The organism is Veillonella sp. ACP1, from assembly GCF_000286635.1.
GTDB classification, from domain to species: Bacteria; Bacillota; Negativicutes; order Veillonellales; family Veillonellaceae; genus Veillonella; species Veillonella atypica.
In genome coordinates this window covers 85,022-110,460 of the sequence record NZ_ALKL01000007.1, presented here as the reverse complement: position 1 = coordinate 110,460, position 25,439 = coordinate 85,022, and the positions used below count along the sequence as shown (strand labels likewise).

The 25,439-nt window shown below is 37.0% G+C and carries 23 protein-coding genes; all 23 read left to right on the top strand.

Annotated features, from left to right (window positions below; genetic code table 11):
- Positions 1 to 140: 140 nt before the first annotated feature.
- The 23 genes from HMPREF1151_RS02265 (at position 141) to nrdD (ending at position 25,393) form a co-directional block, all read left to right on the top strand.
- Positions 141 to 1,289, top strand: coding sequence for an ABC transporter substrate-binding protein (locus HMPREF1151_RS02265; RefSeq protein WP_009660944.1), 1,149 nt, complete (start codon positions 141 to 143; stop codon positions 1,287 to 1,289).
- A gap of 16 nt (positions 1,290 to 1,305) precedes the next feature.
- Positions 1,306 to 2,187, top strand: coding sequence for a branched-chain amino acid ABC transporter permease (locus tag HMPREF1151_RS02260; RefSeq protein WP_005376806.1), 882 nt, complete (start codon positions 1,306 to 1,308; stop codon positions 2,185 to 2,187).
- Positions 2,187 to 3,197: a branched-chain amino acid ABC transporter permease gene (locus HMPREF1151_RS02255; RefSeq protein WP_005380802.1), complete on the top strand. Its 1,011-nt coding sequence runs from the start codon at positions 2,187 to 2,189 to the stop codon at positions 3,195 to 3,197. Before HMPREF1151_RS02260 ends, HMPREF1151_RS02255 begins: the two co-directional genes overlap by 1 nt.
- A 12-nt stretch (positions 3,198 to 3,209) precedes the next feature.
- The gene (locus tag HMPREF1151_RS02250; protein ID WP_005381052.1) at positions 3,210 to 3,971 is read left to right on the top strand and encodes an ABC transporter ATP-binding protein; all 762 of its coding nucleotides are present in this window, start codon (positions 3,210 to 3,212) and stop codon (positions 3,969 to 3,971) included.
- A gap of 1 nt (position 3,972) precedes the next feature.
- Entirely contained in the window at positions 3,973 to 4,683 is a 711-nt protein-coding gene (locus tag HMPREF1151_RS02245) for an ABC transporter ATP-binding protein (protein WP_005380876.1), read from the top strand.
- A 358-nt stretch (positions 4,684 to 5,041) separates the two neighbouring features.
- Positions 5,042 to 5,740: a polysaccharide biosynthesis/export family protein gene (locus HMPREF1151_RS02240; RefSeq protein ID WP_009660852.1), complete on the top strand. Its 699-nt coding sequence runs from the start codon at positions 5,042 to 5,044 to the stop codon at positions 5,738 to 5,740.
- 46 nt (positions 5,741 to 5,786) lie between these two features.
- A complete protein-coding gene (locus HMPREF1151_RS02235) occupies positions 5,787 to 7,613 on the top strand; it encodes a nucleoside-diphosphate sugar epimerase/dehydratase (protein ID WP_009660893.1) in 1,827 nt (608 codons plus the stop codon).
- 50 nt (positions 7,614 to 7,663) lie between these two features.
- The gene (locus tag HMPREF1151_RS02230; RefSeq protein WP_009660956.1) at positions 7,664 to 9,103 is read left to right on the top strand and encodes a GumC family protein; all 1,440 of its coding nucleotides are present in this window, start codon (positions 7,664 to 7,666) and stop codon (positions 9,101 to 9,103) included.
- A 1-nt stretch (position 9,104) separates the two neighbouring features.
- Positions 9,105 to 9,725, top strand: a complete 621-nt coding sequence (locus tag HMPREF1151_RS02225; protein ID WP_005384243.1) for a CpsD/CapB family tyrosine-protein kinase — start codon at positions 9,105 to 9,107, stop codon at positions 9,723 to 9,725.
- A gap of 22 nt (positions 9,726 to 9,747) precedes the next feature.
- Positions 9,748 to 10,947, top strand: a complete 1,200-nt coding sequence (locus tag HMPREF1151_RS02220) for a DegT/DnrJ/EryC1/StrS aminotransferase family protein (protein WP_009660938.1) — start codon at positions 9,748 to 9,750, stop codon at positions 10,945 to 10,947.
- On the top strand, positions 10,944 to 11,630 hold the full coding sequence (locus HMPREF1151_RS02215) for a sugar transferase (protein ID WP_038141163.1): 687 nt from the start codon (positions 10,944 to 10,946) through the stop codon (positions 11,628 to 11,630). The genes HMPREF1151_RS02220 and HMPREF1151_RS02215 overlap by 4 nt, the downstream gene beginning before the upstream one ends.
- 9 nt (positions 11,631 to 11,639) lie before the next feature.
- Entirely contained in the window at positions 11,640 to 12,500 is an 861-nt protein-coding gene (locus tag HMPREF1151_RS02210; protein ID WP_005384240.1) for a phosphorylcholine transferase LicD, read from the top strand.
- Between the two features lie 17 nt (positions 12,501 to 12,517).
- Entirely contained in the window at positions 12,518 to 13,237 is a 720-nt protein-coding gene (locus HMPREF1151_RS02205; protein ID WP_009660935.1) for a 2-C-methyl-D-erythritol 4-phosphate cytidylyltransferase, read from the top strand.
- A complete protein-coding gene (locus tag HMPREF1151_RS02200; RefSeq protein ID WP_009660897.1) occupies positions 13,218 to 14,285 on the top strand; it encodes an NAD(P)-dependent oxidoreductase in 1,068 nt (355 codons plus the stop codon). Before HMPREF1151_RS02205 ends, HMPREF1151_RS02200 begins: the two co-directional genes overlap by 20 nt.
- Complete coding sequence (locus tag HMPREF1151_RS02195) at positions 14,278 to 15,345, top strand: glycosyltransferase (RefSeq protein WP_009660902.1); 1,068 nt, start codon at positions 14,278 to 14,280, stop codon at positions 15,343 to 15,345. Before HMPREF1151_RS02200 ends, HMPREF1151_RS02195 begins: the two co-directional genes overlap by 8 nt.
- Before the next feature lie 47 nt (positions 15,346 to 15,392).
- Positions 15,393 to 16,664 carry an O-antigen ligase gene (locus HMPREF1151_RS02190; protein ID WP_005376844.1) on the top strand — a complete coding sequence of 424 codons (1,272 nt, stop codon included), beginning with the start codon at positions 15,393 to 15,395 and terminating at the stop codon, positions 16,662 to 16,664.
- Positions 16,618 to 17,550: an ATP-grasp fold amidoligase family protein gene (locus HMPREF1151_RS02185; RefSeq protein WP_009660909.1), complete on the top strand. Its 933-nt coding sequence runs from the start codon at positions 16,618 to 16,620 to the stop codon at positions 17,548 to 17,550. The genes HMPREF1151_RS02190 and HMPREF1151_RS02185 overlap by 47 nt, the downstream gene beginning before the upstream one ends.
- A gap of 191 nt (positions 17,551 to 17,741) precedes the next feature.
- Positions 17,742 to 19,193: a lipopolysaccharide biosynthesis protein gene (locus tag HMPREF1151_RS02180; protein WP_009660918.1), complete on the top strand. Its 1,452-nt coding sequence runs from the start codon at positions 17,742 to 17,744 to the stop codon at positions 19,191 to 19,193.
- 15 nt (positions 19,194 to 19,208) lie between these two features.
- Positions 19,209 to 20,303: an NAD-dependent epimerase/dehydratase family protein gene (locus tag HMPREF1151_RS02175; protein WP_009660941.1), complete on the top strand. Its 1,095-nt coding sequence runs from the start codon at positions 19,209 to 19,211 to the stop codon at positions 20,301 to 20,303.
- Positions 20,304 to 21,470: a nucleotide sugar dehydrogenase gene (locus HMPREF1151_RS02170; RefSeq protein ID WP_009660906.1), complete on the top strand. Its 1,167-nt coding sequence runs from the start codon at positions 20,304 to 20,306 to the stop codon at positions 21,468 to 21,470.
- Between the two features lie 15 nt (positions 21,471 to 21,485).
- Positions 21,486 to 21,932 (top strand): VanZ family protein, encoded by a 447-nt coding sequence (locus HMPREF1151_RS02165; RefSeq protein ID WP_009660947.1) that lies wholly within the window; start codon positions 21,486 to 21,488, stop codon positions 21,930 to 21,932.
- A 246-nt stretch (positions 21,933 to 22,178) separates the two neighbouring features.
- A complete protein-coding gene (locus HMPREF1151_RS02160; RefSeq protein ID WP_009660916.1) occupies positions 22,179 to 22,994 on the top strand; it encodes a CpsB/CapC family capsule biosynthesis tyrosine phosphatase in 816 nt (271 codons plus the stop codon).
- Between the two features lie 248 nt (positions 22,995 to 23,242).
- Positions 23,243 to 25,393 (top strand): anaerobic ribonucleoside-triphosphate reductase, encoded by a 2,151-nt coding sequence (gene nrdD / locus HMPREF1151_RS02155; RefSeq protein WP_009660855.1) that lies wholly within the window; start codon positions 23,243 to 23,245, stop codon positions 25,391 to 25,393.
- Positions 25,394 to 25,439 lie beyond the last annotated feature (46 nt).

The following is a 25,439-nucleotide window of genomic DNA, read 5'->3' as shown; positions in this document are numbered from 1 at the left end:
AATTATAAGGTGTATATCTGAATTCTATAGAAGATATACATGATTTAATTGACAAACATAAAAAATATTTCATAATATAGAAGTATATATAATTTATACTATTATATTTGCTGTTATTGTAATTAAAGGAAGGGTGTAACATGAATAAATCCATGTTAAAAAAAGCAGCCATTTTCGGTCTTGCTGGTGTAATGGCTGTTACTGCTGGTTGTGGTAGCAATAAAGATGCAGGTAATGCAAATAATAATGAAGCTAAAATCGCATTGTTAACAACGACAACAGGCGGTGCTGCTGCGTATGGCGAATCTATCAAAGCTGGTGCAGAATTGGCTGTTAGCGAAATCAATGCAGACGCTAACAATGTAAAAATTAATTTGCTCGTTGAAGATACTAAAGGTGATAAAAACGAAGCGATTAATGCTATGAACAAAGTTATTTCTAAAGATAAAGTAGTAGGCGTAATTGGTCCTATGTTATCTGGTGAAATGATGGCTGCTGGCCCTGTAGCAAATAAGAGCAAAGTCGTAGCTCTTGGTACATCTACAACTGCTGAAGGTATTACAGATATTGGCGATTATATTTTCCGTAATGCCGTACCAGAATCCTTGGCAGTAGATACTGCAATTAAAGAAGCACATAAAACATTAGGCTTCAAAACTGCAGCTATTATGTACTCCAATAACAATGACCAAATGGTATCTGTAAACAATACAGCTCGTAAAGCATTGGAAGCTGAAGGTGTACAAATCGTTGATACTGAAACATTCGCAGATAAAGATACCGATTTCTCTGCACAATTAACTAAGATTCAACAAGCTAAACCTGATGTAATCGTTGTTGCTTCTCTATACCAAGAAGGCGCTTTGATTATGAAAAAAATGCGTGAAATGGGTATGCAACAACCTGTAATTGGTTCCAATGGCTTCAACAGCCCTGAATTCATCAAAATTGCAGGTGCTGCAGCTGATGGCGTTATCGTAGGCACACCTTGGTTCCCTAACAAAGATGACCAAAAGGTAAAAGATTTCCGTAAAGCTTATAAAGATAAATACGGTAAAGAACCAGATCAATTCGCAGCCCAAGCTTACGATGCAGTTTACTTGTATGAAGCAGCATTGAAAAAAGCTGGTTCCACTACTGATCGCGAAAAATTCCGCGAAGCATTGAAAAATATTGCAGACTTCGTTGGTGTAACAGGTCAATTCAAATTCAATGACCACCGCGACCCTTCCATGGAAGTTCAAGTATTGCAAATTAGAAACGGTCAATTTGACGCATTAAAAAAATAAAAGTTGAGGTAGTATAGTGTTTTTACAACAATTAGTTAACGGGTTAACCCTCGGTAGCTTATATGCTGTACTCGCTATTGGCTTAACACTTGTGTTTGGCGTTTTAAATATCATCAACATGGCACACGGAGGCATCTTTATGATAGGTGCCTTCGTTGGTCTTTTTATGGTAACTGTTTTTGACGTAAACATTTTTGTAGCCCTTATCGTAGCGATGGCTGTAGGTGCCGTACTAGGTTATTTATTAGAATTTGTGGCGTTACGCCCACTACGTAAGAAAAAGGTGTCTCACTTGGCACCACTTATCAGCACCATTGGTGTTTCCATCTTCCTTGAAAGTTTGGCATTATTATTATGGGGCCCTCAAACGAGATCATTCCCACCAGATTATATTGGTGGTCTTATCGATTTTGGGGTATTTAAAATCTCCATGGTGCAAATTATCGGTTTAGGCGTTTCTGTTCTCTTAATGGTCATTTTAAATGTGGTTATTAAAAAGACTAAGATTGGTAAAGCCATTCGTGCCGTATCCATGAGTACTGAAACAGCAGCTCTTTTAGGCATTAATCCAACGATGATTATTTCTGTTACCGTTATGATTGCTTCTGCTTTAGGTGCCGCTGCCGGTGTACTTGTTGGCCTATCCTTCAATGCTATTGAGCCTACTATGGGTGTTATTATAGGTTTTAAAGGCTTGGCTGTACTTATCTTAGGTGGTCTTGGCAATATTACCGGTGCCATGGTAGGTGGCTTTATCTTAGGCATTGCGGAAATTTTCTCAGTCGCTTATGGTGCATCTACATTCCGTGATGCGGTAGCCTTTGGTTTAATCATTGTCTTATTATTCTGGAGACCACAAGGTTTATTTGGTTCTAAAGATAAGGGGGGCAGACCATAATGGATATTTTTAACCCTTATTATCTACAAATTGTGATGTTTTTCATCATCAATGCCATCCTAGGTATCTCTATTTATTTCACCCTTGCTAGTGGACAGTTATCCCTTGGGGCAGCTGGTTTCATGAGTGTTGGTGCATATGTGGGTGCATTGCTTTCTTTGAAAGCTGATTTACCTATCGTAGTTGGTATTTTAGTAGGTGGCTTTGTAGCTGCTTTAGTTGCCGTTATCATTGGTTTGCCAACAACTCGATTGAAAGGTCTATATCTTGCCATCGCCACACTTGGTTTTGGTGAAGTAGTACGTGTTATCTTCTTGAACTTAGATGTGACAAATGGTGCTCTTGGTCTATCCGGCATTCCATCTATTCCTCAAGAATTGACAAATTTTGCTTACGAAATCGATATTGATGGCCTTATGGGCATCGATGCTGTTGCATGGGGCAACATTATGGCTATCATTATTTTACTAATCGTTTTGATTTTTATTATTGCTTTCTGTGTACGAATCAACAATAGCCGTGTCGGTCGTGCCTTTGCTGCTATTAAGGCAGATGATCATGCTGCTGAGTTGATGGGGATTAATGTAGTGTACTATAAAATGATGGCTTTCATCATCGGTGCATTTATCGCCGGTATCGGTGGTGGTTTGTATGCTCATATTACAAACTTTATCAATCCTACAGATTTCAGTTATCATAAAGTAGTACAAATCTTATTGTTCCCTGTATTTGGTGGTTCTAATGTAGTGTGGGGTTCCGTACTCGGTTCTTTCATTCTTACATTGTTGCCAGAAGTATTGCGTTTCTTATCCGACTATCGCGATATCATTTATGGTGCATTGTTAGTCATTTTGATGGCTGTTCGTCCAGATGGTATCTTAACCGAATCTATGGTAGATAAGATTAGCCGTAAATTAGGCTTTAAAAAAGCTCCATACATTCCTGAAACACAAGTATTAACAGAACGTTTTGAAGCGTATAAACGTAAACAACAAGATAAACAAGGATAGGAGGGGAACTGAATGCTATTAGAATTAAATGAAGTAAGTAAAAGCTTTGGTGGCGTTGCAGCTCTCACAGGCATATCCTTTGGTGTTAAGCAAGGTGAAGTGTTTGGTGTTATCGGACCAAATGGTGCTGGTAAGACTACACTCTTTAACTTGATTACAGGTGTATTCCCTGTAAGTTCTGGCGAAATTGTATTTGATGGTATGTCTGTTGTAGGCATTAAACCTCATAGAACGGTAGAAATGGGCATTGCTCGTACATTCCAAAACATTCGTCTCTTTGGCAATATGACAGCTTTGGAAACAGTATTAACTGGTATGCATTGCCGAACTGGTTCTGGTTTCGTTGCTAGTTTCTTAAGAACAAAACGCCAACGTATTGAAGAAGAACGTTGTCGTGGCATTGCCTATGAATTTTTAAAACTCGTAGGTCTTGAAGAAGATGCTGAAGAAGTTGCTACATCATTACCATATGGCAAGCAACGTCGTCTCGAAATCGCGCGTGCTTTAGCTACACATCCTCAATTGATTTTACTTGATGAACCAGCAGCGGGGATGAATGACAGTGAAACGGAAGCGTTACGCCAATTGATTGGTAAAATTCGCGACTTAGGTATTACTGTTGTCGTAATTGAACATGCCATGGAATTGATGATGAATATCTGTGATCGTTTGGTGGTATTCAATTTTGGTAAAAAGATTGCTGAAGGTACACCTCAAGAAATTCAAAATAATGAGGCTGTTATCGAAGCATACTTAGGTAAAGAGGAGGTGTAATATGTTAAAGCTAGAAAACATCGTGGCTGGTTATGGACATATTACAGCCTTAAAAGACATTAGCTTAGAAGTACCACAAGGGTCTATCGTATCCTTGATCGGTGCCAACGGCGCTGGTAAGTCGACAACAATGAAGACTATTATGGGCCTTGTAAAGCCTACATCAGGTAAGGTGCTATTTGAGGGTCAAGACATTACTGGACATAAAACTCATCAAATTGTACATAATGGTATTTCCTTAGTACCTGAAGGTCGTCAAATTCTTCAAGATATGAGCGTTTACGAGAATCTTGAAATGGGCGCTTATATACGCAATGATAATGAGATTGAAGCGGATATTAAAAAGGTATTTAAACGCTTTCCGATTCTCGATGAACGGAGCTATCAACTAGGTGGTACATTATCTGGTGGACAACAACAAATGCTTGCTATTGGTCGTGCTCTTATGGCCCGTCCTAAGTTATTGCTACTAGACGAACCATCTATGGGGCTTGCACCATTAGTAGTAAACGAAATCTTTGAAACTATAAAAGAAATTAGTGCAGAAGGCACCACCGTTCTCTTGGTAGAACAAAACGTCCGTCAAGCATTGAAAATCGCTGATTATGCGTATGTATTGGAAACAGGCAAAATGGTATTGTCTGGTCCAGCTGATGAAGTACGACATGATCCTCGTGTCATGGAAGCTTATTTGGGCGGTCGTGTCGAATAAAATTAAATATAATTTATTTGGATGTATATATCTATTATTAAACGGATATATACATCCATTTTTTTTTGCAAACTCCTAAATATAGAAATTTTTTATTAGTAATAGAAATATATAGAGCAAAACAACACTTCGATATGCGTAGAAAAGTACACATAAGGGAGTAGGCATTAAATATAGATGATTTCAGCATTCTTGGTGCTTCATGAAAACTATATAAAGAAGCTTCATCTTGCTTATATAGTAGTTACAAAGAAACGATGATAAAATATGTGTACGATAATTAATTAAATATTAAATTTATTTAAATAGTTGTGTTAAGGTGTTTTGTTAATTGAAATGAATGCTATGAGGTGCATGTATGAATCAAAAATGGATTGCTTTATCTCTTGTCATAGGTACGATAGCCACTACGGGTTTTGCAAAGGATGTTTCTCCTGTAGTAGTTACAACATCAAATATGAATACGTCTGCATCTACAATTGGTTCTGATCAAGAGTATCGTCTACGACAAGGGGATGAACTCATGATTGATGTAGTGCAACAAGCAGATTTAGGTGCAAATAAAACTTTCACTATTAGACCAGATGGATATGTATCCATTCCTATGGTAGGTAATATTAAGGCGGATGGAATGACAGTAGAAGAATTCACCCGAAATGTATCTAACGCATTATCCGTATACATTATCAATCCTGATGTGTCGGTTAATGTTACAAAATTAGGTGGCGTACGCGTTTATGTATTTGGTGAAATTAATAAACCAGGTGCTTATACATTAACAAAATCGAGTACCGTTATTGATGCGATTGGGGTCGCTGGTAGTTTCAACTGGGATACGGCTAAGAAGAAGATATTCTTAATTCATCAAAATGATCCTACAAAACCTATTGAAATCAATTTAAATAATATGTTGAAAACTGGTGATATGTCCCAAAATTACGTTATGCGTGAAGGCGATATCTTGTACTTAACTAAGAACAGTAAGATTAGTTTCTCTAGAGATATTGCTCCTATTTTGACAGGTGTTTACATGGTATCTCGCATAGGTAAAGACTAATTAGTAAAAATAGTATCATATGTAAGTCATATAAGGGGGGCTTTCATTGCGTTCATATTTATTACCCGGCTTATTACTTATTGTAGATGTTATTACTATTATTGGTGTGGCATTGATCAGTTTGCTTATACGATTTGATGGTTATATAACATCACATTATCTGTATCAGATGATAGATGCATTGCCTATAATGGTAATCTCCTATATTGTTATGCTTTTGTCCATGCATCTATATACGCGCATATGGCGCTATGCAGGTATGCGCGAAATGGTTGCTGTATTGATTGCGACCACCTTAGGAGCAGGACTGTTCTATACAGGGATGTATGTATTTGATAAATCTTTACCTAGATCCATATATTTGATTAGCTGGATTCTTAGTACCGGTGTTATCGGAATTGGTAGAATGATACTCCATTATATTGCCATGCAATATGGTGGAAAGCAAAGTACTGATGCTGATATGGTAAATACCTTAATCATTGGCGCAGGTGATGCAGGTGCCACAATTGCTCGTGAAATTGAACGGTATCATAAACGGTCTCGTAAGGTAATTGGTTTCATCGATGATGATGAGTCTAAATTCAATCGTCTAATGGGCGGCGTTCGTATACTAGGTAATCGCCATGATATCCCATCTATTGTAAAAGAAAATAAGGTGAAAGAAATTATAATCGCCATGCCTTCTGTTACACGTAATGAAATCAGAAATATCATGGAAATCTGTTCACCTCTTAAATGTAAAGTCAATACATTACCGGGGATGTATCAATTGTTAGATGATGAGGTACTAGTATCCCATTTACATCCTGTATCCATAGAAGACCTATTAGAACGTGATGAGGTTCGTCTCGATATGGATATTGTAGAACATTATATTCGCGATAAGGTTGTTCTAGTTACTGGTGCTGGTGGATCTATAGGTTCAGAAATTTGTCGTCAAATTATGCGTGTTGGCCCTAAACAGCTCTTATTGTTAGGCCATGGTGAAAATAGTATATACCTTATCAATCAAGAGTTGAAAAATATATATAAAGACGGCCCGATTATACCAATTATTGCAGATATTAGAGATAAACAACAATTAGATCAAATCTTTACTCAATATAATCCTCAAGTTGTATTCCATGCAGCAGCTCATAAACATGTACCGTTAATGGAGATTCAACCAATGGCTGCCGTTTTAAATAACATTTATGGCACAAGAAATGTAGCAGACGTAGCAGGTCGCCATGGTGTAGAACGGTTTGTTATGATTTCTACGGATAAAGCCGTCAATCCAACTAGCGTTATGGGTGCCACAAAGCGCGTTGCAGAAAAGGTTATCATATCTATGAATGATACATATGATACGAAATATATTACTGTTCGTTTCGGTAATGTTCTCGGCAGTCGCGGTTCCGTCATTCCTCTATTTAAAAAACAAATTGAAGCTGGTGGCCCTGTAACTGTTACAGATCCAGAAATGACGCGGTATTTTATGACCATACCAGAAGCCAGTCAGCTCGTGTTACAAGCTGGTGCTATGGGTAAAGGTGGAGAGGTATTCTTACTTGATATGGGCGAACCTGTAAAGATTATTGATTTAGCAAGAAATATGATTCGCTTATCAGGATTGGAACCTGATAAGGATATTCATATTAAAATTACAGGCCTTAGACCAGGTGAAAAGAAATACGAAGAGTTGCTTACATCTGAAGAAGGAACCAATCGAACGAATCATACAAAGATTTTTGAAGCCCCGTTAGATACCGTTGATCGTGATTGGTTGATAGAAAAAATTAGCACCTTTGATTCTTGTGAAACTGATATGGATGTAATTGGCGTATTACAGGATATTATTCCAACATATACACCTAACCATAATATTTAAGCGGAAAGAGAGACCGCGGTGTTGTATGCCTACTTGAAAGGGGTATTGGGATGGAACAAATTATAGATATAAAAGATATAGCCAAGATTCTTGTTAGAAAACGGCGAACTATTATAAATGTGACTGGCATTTGTATTCTCCTTGGCGGTGCGTACTTAATCGTAACACCATCTACCTATCAGTCTACAGCTATGTTGCGTATTAAACAGACGCAAGGCTTAGGTAATTCAGTGCTATCTAGTGACCCAAGCTACTCTGATACGATGGCTCGTCAATTGATGAATACTGATGCAGAGATTTTAAAAAGTCGTAATGTTGTGGAACCTGTTATCAATGAAATTGCCGAAGATAGTAGTAAGCTACCAACGTATGAAGAATTTGTTAAAAATCGTATTGAGACAAAGCCATATAAAGAAACACAGTTATTACAAGTTAGTGTGACTGGTAAGTCCCCAGAAGAGGCACAAGAAGCTAATCAGTTATTAATTGATACATTTTTAAAACGCTTAGCCGAGTTATCCCAAGTTGAACAAAAAGCGACTCGTGAGTTTTTACAAAAAAGAGTGGTAACAGCGAAGGAGGAATTGTCTGAAGCAGAGAAAAAGCTCCAACAATTTCAAGTAGATAATAAAATTTATTCTACCAATGATCAAATGAAGGGGCTTACAGATAAGATTACGTTAATCGATCGTGAAAAGGCACAAAATAAGCTCGATTTAGAAACGGCGCAAGCTGCATTAGGTAGCATTAATGCGGATTTAGGTTCGGCAGGTGCTAGTATTGCAGATAGCTCAACGGTACAAGCTTATAAATCACAACTAGCAGATTTAGAGGCTCGTAAGGCAAGTTACGTAGGTAAATATACTGATTCACATCCTGCAATGAAGGAAGTAAATGATCAGATTGCTAAAGCACAAGCCGGTTTACAACAGGAAATCGATGCTATTGTTTCACAGCAAGCTCCATCAAGTAACTCCGCTCAACAAGGTTTATTAACAGATAAATTTAAAAATGAAGCTGCTTTAGCAGTAGCTCAAAGTAAAGAGGCTACGTTAGCTGATTTAGATAAAGATAACGAAGATGCGATGAAAGCACTCCCTGAAAAGGAACGGGGGTATATTCAAGCTAAGCGTGATGTAGATGTAGCCCAAGATATTTATGAAATGCTTTCTAAACGTCTGGAAGAAGCTAAGGTGGCAGAGGTTATGGTGCCGAATGAGGTACAAATTGTCGATGCTCCTACATTACCAGAAAAAGCGATTGCTCCTCGTCGTGTACTTGTTATGGTTGCCAGTGCTATTATCGGTTTAATTTTAGGATGTTTGTATACATTAGTTAACTCCTTGCGAAATCGTAGAATACAGACTGCAAAAGATGTTGAAGATATGTTACAGGTGCCAATGTTAGGTGTCATTCCTAATCACAGAAAATCGGTAACAGAAGAACCTAAGAATAAAGTGTTGCGTTGGTTGTACAAGGTGAGAGGTTAAGATGGATACGATACGATTAATTTCAAATGAATATGGTGATACTCCTCTTGTGGAATCTTATCGAACATTGCGTAGCAATTTACAGTATCGCTGTAATGCAGAAAATAGAAAAATGTTGTGTGTTACATCTGCTACAACAGGTGAAGGTGTATCGGAGGTGGCCGCTAATTTAGCGATTTCTTTATCCAAGAATAATGACAAGGTGCTGTTAATTGATGGTAATTTACGCAATCCAGTACAACATGTTGTATTTGATGTAAAGAATCAAGGATTAACAAATCATATCATTATGGATGAAGATTTGACGATTCATCGTCATGTGATGCCTCATCTAGATCTAATTACCAGTGGTATTGCAGTGGAATCTCCGTCCGAGGTGGTTGATTCCCATCGATTATCTACGGTATTTGAGTACATTCGTGATGAATATGATGTCATCATAGTGGATACACCATCGGTGTTAAGTGTTACGGATGCCTTGGTAATAGCTGAGAAAGCTGATGGGGTTCTCTTGGTTGTAAAAGGTGATTATGTTCAACCTGATGATATGGCATTAGCGAAACAACGATTAGAGCAAATTGGAGTACCTATTATCGGATCAGTGTTTATTGATATGGAATAAATGGAAAGTATAGGTGAAAGCTATGAAAATTAATTTCTCTCCTCCAGATATTACAGAATTAGAAATCAATGAGGTGGTAGAAGCGTTAAAAAGTGGTTGGATTACAACTGGACCACGTACTAAGGAATTAGAACGACGTATTGCAACGTATTTAGGGACGCCAAAGGCAGTGTGCTTAAATTCAGCAACTGCAGCCTTAGAAATGATTCTTCGCGTATTGGGTATTGGACCAGGTGATGAAGTTATAACTAGTGCTTACTCCTATACGGCTAGTGCAAGTCCTGTAGTTCATGTAGGGGCAAAACTAGTATTAATCGATACAGCACCTGATTCTTATGAAATGGACTATGATAAGGTGGCTGCTGCCATAACCGATAAGACAAAGGCCATTATTCCTGTCGATATCGGTGGTGTACCTTGTGATTATGACCGTTTATTTACAATTGTAAATGATGCAAAATCTTTATTTGTACCAAGTAATGATATACAACGTGCTTTAGGTAGAATTCCAATCGTCGCAGACTGTGCACATTCTTTTGGTGCAACCTATAAAGGGATGCATACAGGCAATGTAGCTGACTTTAGTAGTTTTTCCTTTCATGCGGTAAAAAACTTTACCACTGCTGAAGGTGGGTGTGCTACGTGGAATCATATTGAGGGCATTGATGATGAAGCTCTCTATAAGGAATTTCAACTATTATCTTTACATGGTCAGGATAAGGATGCATTGGCCAAAACTAAGATGGGGGCCTGGGAATATGATATTAAAGGTACCTATTATAAGTGCAATATGACGGATATTATGGCTGCTATTGGATTGGCCCAATTAGAACGATATCCTGGCCTATTAGAACGGCGTCGTGAAATTATTGATCGATATAATGACGCGTTTAAAGATTGTCCTGTATCTGTAGTACCTCATTATACGGATGAGCATATGAGTAGTGGTCATTTATATTTAGTGCGTATCAATGATGCAACCGCAGAACAACGGAATGAATTAATTGAACGAATGGCAGAAAAAGGTGTTGCTACAAATGTGCATTATAAGCCAATTCCAATGCATACGGCTTATAAAAACTTGGGATTTTCTATCGATGATTATCCGAATGCATATGATCAGTTCAAAAATGAAATTACATTGCCCCTTCATACTAATTTGACAGATGAAGAGGTAAGCTATGTGATTCATACATTTAAAGAATGTTTAGGTGCATTATGATTTGTAAATCATGGCAGGAGTTGCCCAATGATATGCGATGTGAAGCAGTTCGTCCTTATTACGACATTTTAGCATCCAAACGTCGTGATTTAATGCTTAAGTCTGTATTTGATCGCTTAATGGCAGCCATTCTATTAGTAGTATTAAGTCCCATATTTCTATTATTAGCGGTATGGATAAAACTGGATAGTAAAGGTCCTGTATTCTTTAGACAAGAACGGGTCACGCAGTATGGTAAATCTTTTAGAATTTACAAGTTTAGAACTATGGTACAAAATGCTGAACAGCTTGGTGCACAAGTTACGTCTAAAGACGATATGCGTGTTACATCTGTAGGACAGGCTTTGCGAAAATGTCGACTCGATGAATTGCCTCAGTTGATAAATATATTGGAAGGTACCATGAGTTTTGTCGGTACGCGTCCAGAGGTCCCAAGGTATGTAGCAGCTTATACAGATGAAATGAAAGCGACATTGTTACTGCCTGCAGGTGTAACGAGTGTAGCTAGTATTCGGTATAAGGATGAAGATACCTTGTTAGATGCGGCAGATGATGTAGATAATTGCTATATTCATAATGTATTACCTGCAAAGATGGAATGGAATTTACGGAGTCTTAAAGAATTCTCGTTCATTGGAGAATTAAAAGTTATGGTGGAAACGGTATTGGCCGTTATACGTTAGAAAGGTAGTATGGCAGAAACAACAGCTCATGATATACAAGCTAAAGAATTGAATATGCTTTTAGTATTTAAAGAATTTTGTGATGCTCATAATCTACGATTCTATTTATGTGGTGGCGGTCTTATAGGAGCTATTCGACATAAAGGGTTTATCCCTTGGGATGATGATTTAGATATTTTTATGCCTCGTCCTGATTATGAAAGATTGGCTGAACTTTGGCCTATACACGGTGATAAACGATATACCTATTGTAGAACAACGAGAGATAAGATCTATCATGATGCGGGTGCATCAATTCGCGATGAAGAAACGACTTTCATCAATCGCCATAGTGTGAATGAAGATATTTGTCATGGATTAGCCCTTGAAATTATGCCCATCGATGGCTGTCCCAAGGGTACTGTCAAACGATTCTTTCAATTAATGTGGGCCATGACCTTTGCCTTGTTTAATGCACAACGGTTGCCTGATAACAAGGGCAAGGTATATCGCATGTTGGCTGGGTGCATTTATAAGGTGATTTCTAAACCTTCGTGGCGTTATCACATATGGCGCTTTGCAGAAAAACAAATGAGCCAATATGATTTTGACACATCCCATGAAGTAACGGAACTGATTGGTAGTTTGAAAGGTATGAAGCTACGCCATCCACGCCAAGATTTTGATCACGTTGTATATAAGGAATTTGAAGGTCATCAAATTCCCGTTATGGCTGGTTATGAACGATACTTACGTTTGATTTGGGGCGACTATATGCAATTGCCCCCAGTGGAACAGCGTGTAGCAAAGCATGATGCCGTATATATCGATATGGATCGTAGTTATACCAATTACAAGGGCATTCATTATTTAGTAAATACACATCGTTAATAGTTAAGGGAGGTTCTATGAAAAGAATAGCAGTTATCTTTGCTGGTGGCGTAGGATCCCGTATGAAAAATGATAAAATGCCAAAGCAATTCCTTGAATGGAATGGTAAGCCTATACTGATACAAACACTATCCATTTTTGAAGAAGAACCCTTCATTGATGGCATTGTATTAGTGTGTAAGTCAGACTGGATGGATTATGCAAAGGCTCTGATAGCAAAAGAAGGCCTTCAAAAAATCGTATCCATTGTTCCAGGTGGCGAGACTGCACTGGACTCTCAATATAACGGTTTGCTTGAAGTGAAACGATTATATGGTGTTGATGATATAACAGTACTAATTCATGATGGTGTACGACCTTTGGTTGATCGTTCTACCATTGTTAGAAATATACGATCTGTTGAAACAAAGGGGAGTGCCATTACGGTAACTCCTGCTATTGAAACAGTTATGGTTACTGATGATGGAGAAATCAAAACGATTTTAAATCGTCAACAATGTTTGATGGCAAAAGCGCCTCAAAGTTTTAGGCTCGTTGATATTCTTTCAGTTCATGATACATCAATAGCTGAAGGAATTCATGATTTTATCGATTCTGCATCTATGATGATGCACTATGGGTATCCCTTGTACCCCGTATGGGGGGAACCTGAAAATATTAAGATTACAACCCCATCAGATTATTATATGTTCACAGGTATATTAAAAAATAGAGAAAGTGGAGGTGAGGGCAATTAATACGGTTGTTGAACGAGACATACAAGAAATTATAGGTGATTCTCATATATTTAAGGCGTTTCAGGATAAGACAATACTTGTAACAGGTGCTACAGGTTTAATAGGCTCTATGGTGGCTCGTTCATTAGTAGCCGCCAATGATGCCTACCATCTTTCATTACATGTCATATGCCATGTGCGCAATATAGAAAAGGCACATTCTATGTTTGGGGATATTCTAAATTCACAAGCAATCACATTTGTTGATAGGCCATTAGATTCTCTAACTATAGCATGTGACTATATTATGCATGGGGCTGCCCCTACAAAATCTAAATATTTTGTAGAACATCCGGTGGATACGATTCGTACATCAATACATGGTACGGAACGTATGTTAGAACTGGGAAAAGAACAGCGGATTTTAGGTATGGTATATCTATCGAGCATGGAACAGTATGGTATACCTTATGAATCTGGTCAAGTTATGACGGAGGATCGCATTGGATATTTAGATCATCTAAACGTTCGTAGTTCCTATTCTGAAAGTAAGCGTATGTGCGAATGTTATTGTAAATCCTATGCTGTTGAATTTGGTGTTCCTGTTAAAATCGCTCGCCTTGCGCAGACCTTCGGCGCTGGTGTGCCGTTAGATGATAATCGGGTGTTTATGCAGTTCACCCAACATGCCTTGGATGGTCGTGATATTATCCTTCATACTAAGGGCGATTCCATGTCCAACTTCTGTTATATTACGGATGCAGTGCGGGCCATTATTATTTTGATGACCCAAGGTGATATGGGCGAAGCTTATAATGTGTGCCATGACGAGGAAACTCGTAGTATTGCTAGTATTGCCAATTTAGTAGCGTGCCATGTGGGGGGCGATAAAGTTTCTGTTGTCTTTGATATACCTGAAAATGTATCCTCCTTTGGCTATGCGCCTACAGTTCATATGTTTTTAAATTCTAGGAAGATGCGCAATCTATCATGGGAACCAAAGGTAACAATGAAAGACGCATATATACGTTTAGCCGAATATATCACAGAGGAGCGTCAAAATGGGTAAAGAAATTATTATTGTTACGATTTCCCTCGGTAATGACGGAGCTGAACGAATTTTAACAGAATTGGCTCGCCAATGGCATCATGATGGACACGAGATTACAGTTATTCAAACAAGTCCCAATCGCTATGGCACCGAATATGCATTGCCAGAAGGTATAGAGCAAATTCAAATACATACGACCAGTTCCAATAAGATTCTTCGATTTTTACAAGAAATTAAAGCACTTATTGGCATATTAAAACAACGTCCTAATGCAACGTGTTTATCATTTCTGAGTGCGTCCAGTTTTATATTGGCTATTAGTTCGTGGTTTGTGAAAAATCGCATGGTATTTTCTGAACGAAATAATCCACGTAAGGTGCCTGTCGGCAAACATCAACAAATGCTTCGAGACTTTGCGTTTCGATTTGCTGATGCCTTAGTATTTCAAACTGAAGATGCGAAATCATATTTCTCTAAGTCTATACAAAGCCGTGGGCATATCATTCCGAATCCGATTAATGGCAATTTACCAGAACCTTATGAAGGGGAACGTGAAAAGATTATTGTAACCGCGTGTCGATTGCATCCGCAAAAGAATTTACCTATGATGATTAATGCATTTAGCATGTTGGCAGATGAGTTTAAGGAATATAAACTTGTCATTTATGGTCAAGGAGTCCTAGAGGATGAACTTCGTCAACAAATTGCAAATTTAGGATTAACAGACAGAGTTCTTTTACCGGGGTTCGCAACTAACATCTTGGAACAAGAGCGACCATGTACAATGTTTGTGTCATCGTCTGATTTTGAAGGCATATCTAACTCCATGTTAGAAGCTATGGGAATGGGGCTACCTGTAGTTGTTACAGATTGCCCGGTAGGCGGTGCGCGTATGGTCATTCAAGATGGTGTCAATGGATTACTAGTGCCTGTAGGGGATACGAAAACGATGTATGAAAAAATGAAATCCATCTTAGCAAGTCCTGAGTTGGCTAAACGTATATCTGTTGAAGCAATCAAGGTGCGAGATACATTCCCACTAAGTAAAATTGCTAAACGTTGGATTGATATTTTATAGAAAAATTAGTGTTGTGATGTACATATATTGAGAGAAGAGGGACAGTATTGAAGTTAAATATTACGACCATATCTAATCGTCTTATATGGTTTATAACATTAGTATTTCTTGTACTTTCATTGACCATATCGTTCGCCCTCGGCGATGCAGATTACGGTGCTTATGTGCTATTCGTATGCTTGTTTGGATTAATACTATGTTATCTCGTACGAGACCAGGGGCGAATTACAGTGTCATTTACATGGATGCATATGTATATGCTACTATTCATAGGCGTTTGCTATCTTAGTTCTCTAAATGCTCTTGATCCATCTGTAGCCATGAGTAGAAGCTTTGATATTGTAAAAATATTTTGCATGCTCATTGTTTTGTATATGTGCTTTCAGCGAGAAAAATCAGTTGATTCCTTATTGAAAATCGGTATGTGGACAGGATATATTGTCTGTTTCTATACGGTGTATTACTATGGGCTCGATTATTTTATCAATGTTCTTTCATCATCGGCTCGTATAGCAAATGATGCATTAAATGCAAATACAGTAGGACTATTAGGTGCCAATGCTATTGTAATGACCGTGTATTATATGATGTACGATAAACCGCGATGGTGGAACATCATAGCATTACCAACATTAGGTATATTGGCGGCTACAGGTAGTCGGAAAGCATTGGTATTTGTCGTTATAGGTATCGTTTTATTATTCGTATTCAAAAGCTTTCGTAGTAAAAATATTGTTAATTCCTTAGCTAAATTAGTAGCTTATTTGAGCATACTAATTATTGCTTTTATAGGTATATTACAGCTACCTATTTTTAGTGAAGTGTTAGAACGTATGAGTTCCATGGTAGATGCTTTCACAGGCACTGGTGGGGATTCTTCTGCTATTGTTCGCATGGCCTTAGTCGATATTGGTTGGGATTTATTTCATCAGTCTCCAATTATAGGCGTTGGGATTAATAATCCTGCGGTATATACATACTCTATTTTCGGTCGAGAAAATTACTACCTTCACAATAATTACATTGAATTACTGGCGGGTACTGGTGTTATAGGTGTGGTCACATACTACTCCATGTATGCCTATCTCGTTTATAACATGATACGATATCATGATTTTCACAGCAATGAATATGTCATGGTATTTATATTACTTATGTCTCAATTAGTTATGGATATGGGTTTGGTTTCCTATGAAAGTAAAAGTACTTACTTTTATATGATGTTATTTTTTATAGAAGTTCAGATTTTACGGGCTAAAAGGAAGAAATTACATGAACATACAAACAATCTTGACCAAGGGAAAGCGGTTCATCTCTGATCCTTATTACCGTTTACGGGTGATGATAAAAATGGGTGCTTATGATTCCTTAAGCGATGAAGCGTTTCTACGAAGGATATTTCCTCAATATATGGGATATCCATTAAATTTAGATAATCCACAGACCTTTAGTGAAAAGATGCAGTGGATGAAATTATATGATCGTAAATCCATATATACTACTATGGTTGATAAGTATGAGGCTAAAAAGTATTTAGCTGATAGGATTGACTCAAAGTACATCATTCCTACTTTAGGTGTATGGGATTCTTTTGATGAAATTGATTTTGATGCATTACCGAATCAGTTTGTACTGAAATGCACTCATGACAGTGGTGGTATTGTAATTTGTAAAGATAAGTCTAAGTTTGATAAAGAAGGAGCACGTCAAATTATTAATAAATCTTTACAGCGTGATTTTTATCTTATAGCTCGTGAATGGCCCTATAAAAATGTACGTCGCCGTATTTTAGTAGAAGAGTATATAGATGAGTTAGGAAATGCAGATTTATTAGACTATAAGATGTATTCCTTTCACGGAGAACCAAAGCTAACTGTAGTTTGTTCTGAACGATTTTCTAAAGGTGGAACACGTATGAACTATTATGATGAGGATTGGAATTATATTAATCTTTCCGTTCTTCATTATGAGCCCTCTAACAAAACATTTGAAAAACCGCCACACTATGAAGAAATGAGATCATTATGCAAACAATTATCTAAGGATTTTCCGTTTTTACGGGTTGATTTTTATGACGTGAATGATCATCTTTATATTGGAGAATTAACATTGTATCCTGGCGCAGGATTTATAAAGATGGAACCAATGGAGTTTGATTACGAAATGGGAGAGTGGTTACATCTTGAAGGTATACATCGGAGCTGATTTTGTTCCTACAGATATAAATCGTATATTATTCGAAAATGGTGATATGGAGTCTATAAATTTAAAATCACCTACAAAAACGATTAATGGGTTTACAGCAATACAGAATTATTTGTCATGTGAAGCGCATCATGAGTTATTTTTACAAGGCTTAAAGAATATAAATCGTGATTAAATGGATTTGAATATCAATGGATACTAAAGTTGTAGCTGCTGCTAAGTGGTCACTTATAACGGAGATCTTAGCAAAGCTTATTACACCAATTACAAATATCATATTGGCACATATTTTGGCCCCTACAGCATTTGGTATTTTAGCCACTATAATGATGGTTATTTCATTTGCGGAAATGTTAGCAGATGCGGGATTTCAGAAATTTCTTGTTCAATACGAATTTGAAAGTGAAGAGGCTAAACAGAAAAGTGTTAGTGTTGCATTTATTTCCAATATAGTACTAGCTATTGTATTGTGGATTGCTATCATTGTCTGCCGTGATGAGTTAGCATCATTGGTTGGCAATGAAGGATTAGGTATTCCTTTAGCTGTGATGGGGGCTATGTTACCATTGAGTGCATTTAGTAGCATTCAAATGGCAATGTATAGAAGAAATTTTAACTTCAAATTTCTCTTAAGCATACGAATGATTACTATCATTACTCCTTTGTTCGTATCTATACCAATGGCATTAGCAGGTTTTGATTATTGGTCTTTGATTGCAGGGCTTTTAGTGGCACAACTATTTACAGCTATTGCATTATGTGTGAGACAAGAAAAATTGATATCCATCTATTTTTCGTATCCTATATTTCGTAATATGTTCAGTTTTAGTGCATGGTCCTTGGCGGAGGCATTCTCTATATGGCTTACGGCATGGGTAGATACCTTCATTATTAGTCATTTTTTGAACGCATATTATCTTGGCGTTTATAAGATGCCAACAGCTATAGTTACTACTGTTATGGCTATTGCTACATCTTCGATGGCTCCTGTTTTATTCTCTGCTTTATCACGACATCAACATAGTAAAGAGGAGTTTGAAAAAACATTTTTAACATTTCAACGATATATGGCCTTATTTTTGGTTCCATTAGGTGTTGGTATGTTTGTATATCAAGATTTTATTGTACAAATTTTATTGGGACCTCAGTGGAAGTTAGCCGGAATAGTGCTAGGATCATGGGCATTAAGCTCATCTCTCGTGACCGCTATTTCATATTTAATATCTGAAGCGTTTCGTGCTAAGGGAATGCCAAATATTTCATTCCTTGCACAGATGTTACATCTCATCGTATTAATTCCGGTTATATACATATGTGTTCAATATGATTTCACTACATTTGTCTATGCTCGTTCTATAGTACGGATTCAAATGATTGGTGTACTTTTATATCTCTTAGCTGTGTATGTGAAGATGAATGCGTGGAGTGTAATTTTTAATATTAAAGCCTATATCATTACCTCCGCCATTGTAGGTATTGGTTCCTATGTTTTGTTGCATGTGTATAATAGTATGATTTGGACGATTTTCTGTATATGTGTCAGTCTTATTTCGTATCTTGTTGTGTTGTATTTATTTCCAACGGAGAGGGTTGTACTTGCTAAAATATGGGATAGCGCCTTAGCACGACTAAGACGTTCCTAAAGGAAAGGACAGACTATGCTTTTACAAAATGTATCATTACATAACAAGGTAATTCTCATTACTGGGGCTGCAGGATTTGTAGGTGCCAATCTTGTTATGGCGCTTTTTAATAATATTGAAAATAGCCTCATCATAGGTGTTGACTCTGTTAATGATTATTATGATGTGAGTTTAAAGGAGTATAGACTTCAACAGATTGTTTCCTCCGTAAAACATGATAATCAATGGATATTCAAAAAAGGGAATATAGCGGATAAAGAGTTTTTACAATCTATTTTTGATAGATATAAACCGGATGTAGTTGTGAACTTAGCAGCACAGGCAGGTGTACGCTATTCTATTACGAACCCAGACGCATATATAGAATCAAATATTATTGGCTTTTACAATATATTAGAATGTTGCCGTCATTCGTATGATAATGGGGCAAAAGGTGTTGAACATCTTGTATATGCATCATCCTCTTCTGTTTATGGTTCTAATAAAAAGATTCCTTATTCTACAGATGATCAAGTAGATAATCCTGTGTCCTTATATGCAGCTACAAAGAAATCTAATGAATTATTAGCTTATTCCTATGCTAAGTTGTATAACATCCCATGTACAGGCCTTCGGTTCTTTACTGTGTACGGACCAGCAGGGCGTCCTGATATGGCATACTTTGGATTTACAAACACATTGCGCAAAGGCGAAGTAATTAAAATCTTTAACTATGGTAATTGTAAGCGTGACTTTACTTATATAGACGATATTGTTGAAGGCGTATATAAGGTTATGCAAGTAGCTCCTGAACGAAGAAATGGGGCTGATGGATTACCAGTACCACCATATGCAATTTATAATATCGGTAATAATAGTCCTGAAAATCTATTGGACTTTGTGACGATTTTAGGTGAAGAGTTAATAGACGCTGGTGTATTACCAGCAGATTTTAACATGGAACGCCATAAGGAACTCGTACCGATGCAACCTGGAGATGTGCCGATTACATATGCTGATACATCTGCATTAGAAACAGATTTTGGGTTTAAACCGAGTACAACACTTCGAGAAGGTTTAAGACGTTTTGCAATATGGTATAAAGATTTTTATATGAAGGATGGTAAATAAATGAAAATAGCAATAGCTGGTACGGGCTATGTTGGCCTTTCAAATGGCGTATTATTAGCACAACATAATGAAGTGGTTGCACTGGATATCATTCCTGAAAAGGTAGATATGATTAATCGTAAAGAATCACCTATTGTTGATTCAGAATTGGCCGACTATTTAAAGAATAAATCGCTAAATTTTCGTGCTACATTAGATCCTAACGAGGCTTTCACAGGTGCTGAATATGTTATAATTTCTACACCTACCAATTATGATCCACAAAAGAATTTTTTTGATACATCATCCGTAGAATCTGTTATTAAAACAGTTTTAGATATTAATCCTGATGCGGTTATGATTGTTAAATCAACGGTTCCTGTAGGTTATACAGAACAGATGAGAGAACGATTTAATACGAATAATATCATCTTTTCTCCTGAGTTTTTGCGTGAAGGTAAGGCCTTGTATGATAATTTATATCCTTCTCGTATTGTGGTTGGTGAAGATTCTGAACGAGCGCATACGTTTGCTCACTTATTAGCAGAAGGTGCTCTTAAAGATGATATACCTTTATGTTTCACTGGTTCTACAGAGGCAGAGGCCATTAAATTGTTTGCTAATACTTATTTAGCATTGCGTGTAGCTTACTTTAATGAACTAGATTCCTATGCAGAGGTGCGTGGATTAAATACGAGTGAGATTATTCATGGCGTATGTTTAGATCCTCGTATTGGGGATTTCTATAATAATCCTTCCTTTGGATATGGCGGTTACTGCTTGCCAAAGGATACAAAGCAATTACTTGCCAATTACAATGATGTACCACAGAACCTAATATCTGCCATTGTTGATGCAAATCGGACAAGAAAAGATCACATTGCAGATGCCATCATCGGAAAAGACCCTAAGATTGTTGGTATTTACCGATTGACAATGAAAACAAATTCCGATAATTTTAGAGCTTCTGCTGTACAAGGTATCATGAAACGTATTAAAGCAAAGGGGATTGCCGTTGTTGTGTATGAACCAACACTAGAGGCGGATGATTTTTTCCACTCACCAGTCATTAGAAACTTTGATGATTTTAAACGTGTTAGTGATGTGATTGTAGCCAATCGTTGGGATGAATCATTAGCCGATGTAAAAGATAAAGTTTATACTAGAGATATTTTTGACCGAGATTAGTGGCGGTGATAGTAGATGTTAAAGAAACATTGGATAAGCTTTACTTTAGTTGTTCTCGTTATCCTTTTTATCTGGGATAATTCGCTACAAAATGATATTTCTTCAGATGGTTTGAGTCTCAAGATGACACAATGGTTAAGTCCGATTCTGTATAAGCTGGGCCTTACCGGTGACATGTGGTCGTTAAATCGCATTGTCCGCAAGATGGCGCATGTGTTCGAGTTTGCTGTACTTGGTGGATGTTTGTATGTAGCATTGCATCAATTTAATCGTGAATATGCAGGGCTTAAAGTGATTATTATAGGATTAGTTATTGCCGTTATGGATGAATGCTTGCAACTTGCAAGTATTGGTAGACATGCATCGATTCGCGATGTAGCAATCGATACAGCCGGCGTCATCATTGGTGTTGCTGTCGTACAAGTTATACTGTCTATTTATCGAAGAATACGGCATAGTTAATAGATGGATTTTAATTAAATATACAAGGCTTCTATGAGTTATTTATAGGAGCCTTGTTTTTTTGTGAAAACAAAATGAAATTATTAAATAATCTTTAATTTTAAGCAATCAAATATTATCAAAAGTTTAGGTATAGGTACTTTTCAAGACATAGATTCATTGGTATAATATGAATACAAAATGAATTTAAGCAATTAAAGAGATTATATTTAAGAGATTTATATCGAGGTAAGGGGCGATATAAAGATGAGAATGGGGAAGAAGATGAAACGCATTTTAGATTTACATACATATATTTTGCCAGCTATGGCAGATGGAAAGGGACCTCAATCCATGGCTGAATCTGTGCAAATGGTTAAAGATTTAGTCCGTTCTGGTATTACAGATATTTTTTGTACACCTAAGGTTAATGAGCTAAATGTACAGACCGTTGTTGAGTCAGTAGTGGAGCAGGTAGAAAATTTAACACAAGTAGTATCTGAACAAGCGATACCGGTTACATTACATAATGGTGCCGTTGTTGAGTTAGGTGATGGTATGATTGACTATATACGCAATCATAAAGAATCACTTGTATTAGGTAATAGTCATTTTATGTTAGTTACTATTCCACAAGATTGTAAGTTATATCATGTAGATGCGTGGTTACAGACTTTATGTGACTTAGGCATCACGCCTATCATAAGTGAAGTGGAACGTAATGACCTTTTCTTTAATAAACCTGAACAACTATTGGAATGGGTTGATAAGGGTATTTTATTTGAATGTAATATTATGTCTTTTACACATCATTCTGAGCATTATACGAAAGCTATTGAATTATATACGAATGGTCTAATACACTTCTTTGGTACTGGTTATGATGTGATGAACAATCAATATGGTAGCTATGTAGATGTAATTTCTAAACTAGATGTTGAATATAAGAAAGATTTACTTAGTGACGTCCGATTAAATGAACGCGATTTATTAGCGGATAGAGTATTTTATCCTACGGTACCGGATCATTGGGCAGGAAAACGGCCTAATTTCTGGACTCGACTTCTATCAATCGCTTTATAAAAAAAAGAGTTTTTTTGTTATGCCGTTTAAGTATAGCAAAAAGACTCTTTTTTACATGATATTGTATTTTTTATTGCAATAAAACACTATATATAGTATACTATGAAAGCAGTTAGAAATACGAAATAATCTATTGAATTTTGTATTTTTCGTAGTAAATAATATAGATTGAGTATGGTTTTTTCCATACTTTTTTATATGTAATGACATTAATTAATTCGGAGTATGGGAAACGGGGAGGTTCCGAGATGTTGCAGGTCATTAAACGGGATGGTACAAAGGTACCTTTCGATAAACATAAAATTGCAGTAGCTATTGAAAAGGCAGAACATAGTAGTACGGGGTTATATGAATCTGGCTTAGCTGAACGCATTGCTGACGAAATTGAAGCATATGCTATAAAACTTCAAAAGGATATGACAATCTATGCTATAGAAGATCAAGTATACTATAAGTTGATTGAGTATCATAATCCTGCAACAGCTCGTGCTTATGAAGGTTATAAAGCGGTACAAGCTTTCAAACGTCGCCAAAACACGACTGACGAAGATGTTATCGGTTTGTTGGATCGTAGTAATGTTAGTGTTCTTGATGAAAATTCTAATAAAGATGCTGCTATTGTATCTACACAACGCGATTTAATTGCTGGTGAAGTGTCCAAGGATATTGCGCGTCGTAAGTTGATTCCTACAGATATACTAGAAGCACATGATAGCGGTGCTATCCATTTCCACGATATGGACTATATCATCCAACCGATGTTTAACTGTTGCTTAATCAACTTAGAAGATATGTTGACAAATGGTACAGTTATCAACGGTAAGCGCATTGACACGCCAAAATCATTCCAAGTAGCATGTACTGTAACAACTCAAATAATTGCACAAGTTGCATCTGGTCAATATGGTGGTCAAAGTATTAATGGTATTGACCGTATTTTGGCACCATTCGTACGTAAATCTTATGAAAAAATCCTCAATAATGTAATTGAAGAACAAGTTGAGATTTACGGCATGGAACCAAATATGGAAAAGGCTCGTGAAATTGCTTGGAAACGCACGCGTAAAGAGGTAAAGGACGGCATTCAAACCATTCAATACCAAATCAATACATTGATGACTACAAATGGCCAATCCCCATTCGTTACATTGTTTATGTATTTCCAACCGGATTATGAATACGCTAAGGAAGCGGCATTAATTACGGAAGAGATTTTACGTCAACGTATTAAGGGTGTAAAAAATGAAGCCGATGTATACATTACACCAGCATTCCCTAAATTGATTTATGTATTAGACGAACACAATGTTCATCCGGATAGCCCATATTATTATTTAACAGAATTAGCTGCTCAATGTACGGCTAAACGCATGTATCCTGATTATATTTCTGCAAAGAAGATGAAGGAAAATTACGAAGGCAATGTATTCAGCCCTATGGGATGTCGTTCCTTCTTATCTCCTTGGAAGGATGCAGAAGGCAATTATAAATTTGATGGCCGTTTCAACATGGGTGTAGTAAGTTTGAATTTGCCACAAATTGGTATTTTAGCACGCGGTAGTGAAGAAAAGTATTTTGAAATCTTGGATAAACGCCTTGAGTTAGCTGAAAAAGCATTAATGTTACGTTACAATCTATTGAAAGATGTAGTAAGTGATGTATCCCCAATTCACTGGCAACATGGTGCTATTGCGCGACTTAAAAAAGGTGAAAAGATTGCTCCATTTTTGACTGGTGGCTATGCGACGATTTCCCTTGGTTATATCGGCATTTATGAAGCATGTCGCTTGATTACTGGCGAATCTAATACAGGTGAACATGGTCGTGTTTTTGCTATGAAAATTATGGATCGTTTGAACCAAGCTATTAATGAATGGCGTGAAAAACATAATCTAGGCTTTGGCCTTTATGGTACGCCTGCTGAAAGCTTAACAAATCGTTTCTCATCATTGGATCGTGCACGTTTTGGTATCATCGAAGATGTAACAGACAAAGGTTACTATACGAATAGTTATCATGTAAGCGTTCGTGAAGAAATTAACGTATTTGATAAATTTGCCTTTGAATCTGAATTCCAAAAGAAATCAACTGGCGGTTGCATTTCCTATGCGGAAATTCCGAATATGACCAACAATATTCCTGCAGTATTGACGATGATTAAATATATTTACGACAATATTTCCTATGCAGAGTTCAATACAAAATCTGACTATTGTCATGAATGTGGATTTGATGGTGAAATCAAGGTTAATGATGACAATCAATGGGAATGCCCTCGTTGTCATAATACAAACCGCGATAAATTAACAGTTATCCGCCGTACGTGTGGATACCTTGGTGAAAACTTCTGGAACGAAGGTCGCACAAAAGAAATTAAAGATCGTGTAATGCATATTTAATTTTATTAATCGAAACATGTTAAAAGCTGTGCCATTGGCACAGCTT

Excerpts from the sequence above, each read along its gene's own strand:
- HMPREF1151_RS02240 (WP_009660852.1), top strand. The coding sequence starts at position 5,042 with ATGAATCAAAAATGGATTGCTTTATCTCTTGTCATAGGTACGATAGCC.
- HMPREF1151_RS02175 (WP_009660941.1), top strand. The coding sequence starts at position 19,209 with ATGCTTTTACAAAATGTATCATTACATAACAAGGTAATTCTCATTACT.
- HMPREF1151_RS02245 (WP_005380876.1), top strand. The coding sequence starts at position 3,973 with ATGTTAAAGCTAGAAAACATCGTGGCTGGTTATGGACATATTACAGCC.
- HMPREF1151_RS02195 (WP_009660902.1), top strand. The coding sequence starts at position 14,278 with ATGGGTAAAGAAATTATTATTGTTACGATTTCCCTCGGTAATGACGGA.
- HMPREF1151_RS02205 (WP_009660935.1), top strand. The coding sequence starts at position 12,518 with ATGAAAAGAATAGCAGTTATCTTTGCTGGTGGCGTAGGATCCCGTATG.
- HMPREF1151_RS02265 (WP_009660944.1), top strand. The coding sequence starts at position 141 with ATGAATAAATCCATGTTAAAAAAAGCAGCCATTTTCGGTCTTGCTGGT.
- HMPREF1151_RS02250 (WP_005381052.1), top strand. The coding sequence starts at position 3,210 with ATGCTATTAGAATTAAATGAAGTAAGTAAAAGCTTTGGTGGCGTTGCA.
- nrdD (WP_009660855.1), top strand. The coding sequence starts at position 23,243 with ATGTTGCAGGTCATTAAACGGGATGGTACAAAGGTACCTTTCGATAAA.
- HMPREF1151_RS02160 (WP_009660916.1), top strand. The coding sequence starts at position 22,179 with ATGAGAATGGGGAAGAAGATGAAACGCATTTTAGATTTACATACATAT.
- HMPREF1151_RS02220 (WP_009660938.1), top strand. The coding sequence starts at position 9,748 with ATGAAAATTAATTTCTCTCCTCCAGATATTACAGAATTAGAAATCAAT.
- HMPREF1151_RS02165 (WP_009660947.1), top strand. The coding sequence starts at position 21,486 with ATGTTAAAGAAACATTGGATAAGCTTTACTTTAGTTGTTCTCGTTATC.
- HMPREF1151_RS02185 (WP_009660909.1), top strand. The coding sequence starts at position 16,618 with ATGAACATACAAACAATCTTGACCAAGGGAAAGCGGTTCATCTCTGAT.
- HMPREF1151_RS02170 (WP_009660906.1), top strand. The coding sequence starts at position 20,304 with ATGAAAATAGCAATAGCTGGTACGGGCTATGTTGGCCTTTCAAATGGC.
- HMPREF1151_RS02255 (WP_005380802.1), top strand. The coding sequence starts at position 2,187 with ATGGATATTTTTAACCCTTATTATCTACAAATTGTGATGTTTTTCATC.
- HMPREF1151_RS02210 (WP_005384240.1), top strand. The coding sequence starts at position 11,640 with ATGGCAGAAACAACAGCTCATGATATACAAGCTAAAGAATTGAATATG.
- HMPREF1151_RS02230 (WP_009660956.1), top strand. The coding sequence starts at position 7,664 with ATGGAACAAATTATAGATATAAAAGATATAGCCAAGATTCTTGTTAGA.
- HMPREF1151_RS02225 (WP_005384243.1), top strand. The coding sequence starts at position 9,105 with ATGGATACGATACGATTAATTTCAAATGAATATGGTGATACTCCTCTT.
- HMPREF1151_RS02215 (WP_038141163.1), top strand. The coding sequence starts at position 10,944 with ATGATTTGTAAATCATGGCAGGAGTTGCCCAATGATATGCGATGTGAA.
- HMPREF1151_RS02180 (WP_009660918.1), top strand. The coding sequence starts at position 17,742 with ATGGATACTAAAGTTGTAGCTGCTGCTAAGTGGTCACTTATAACGGAG.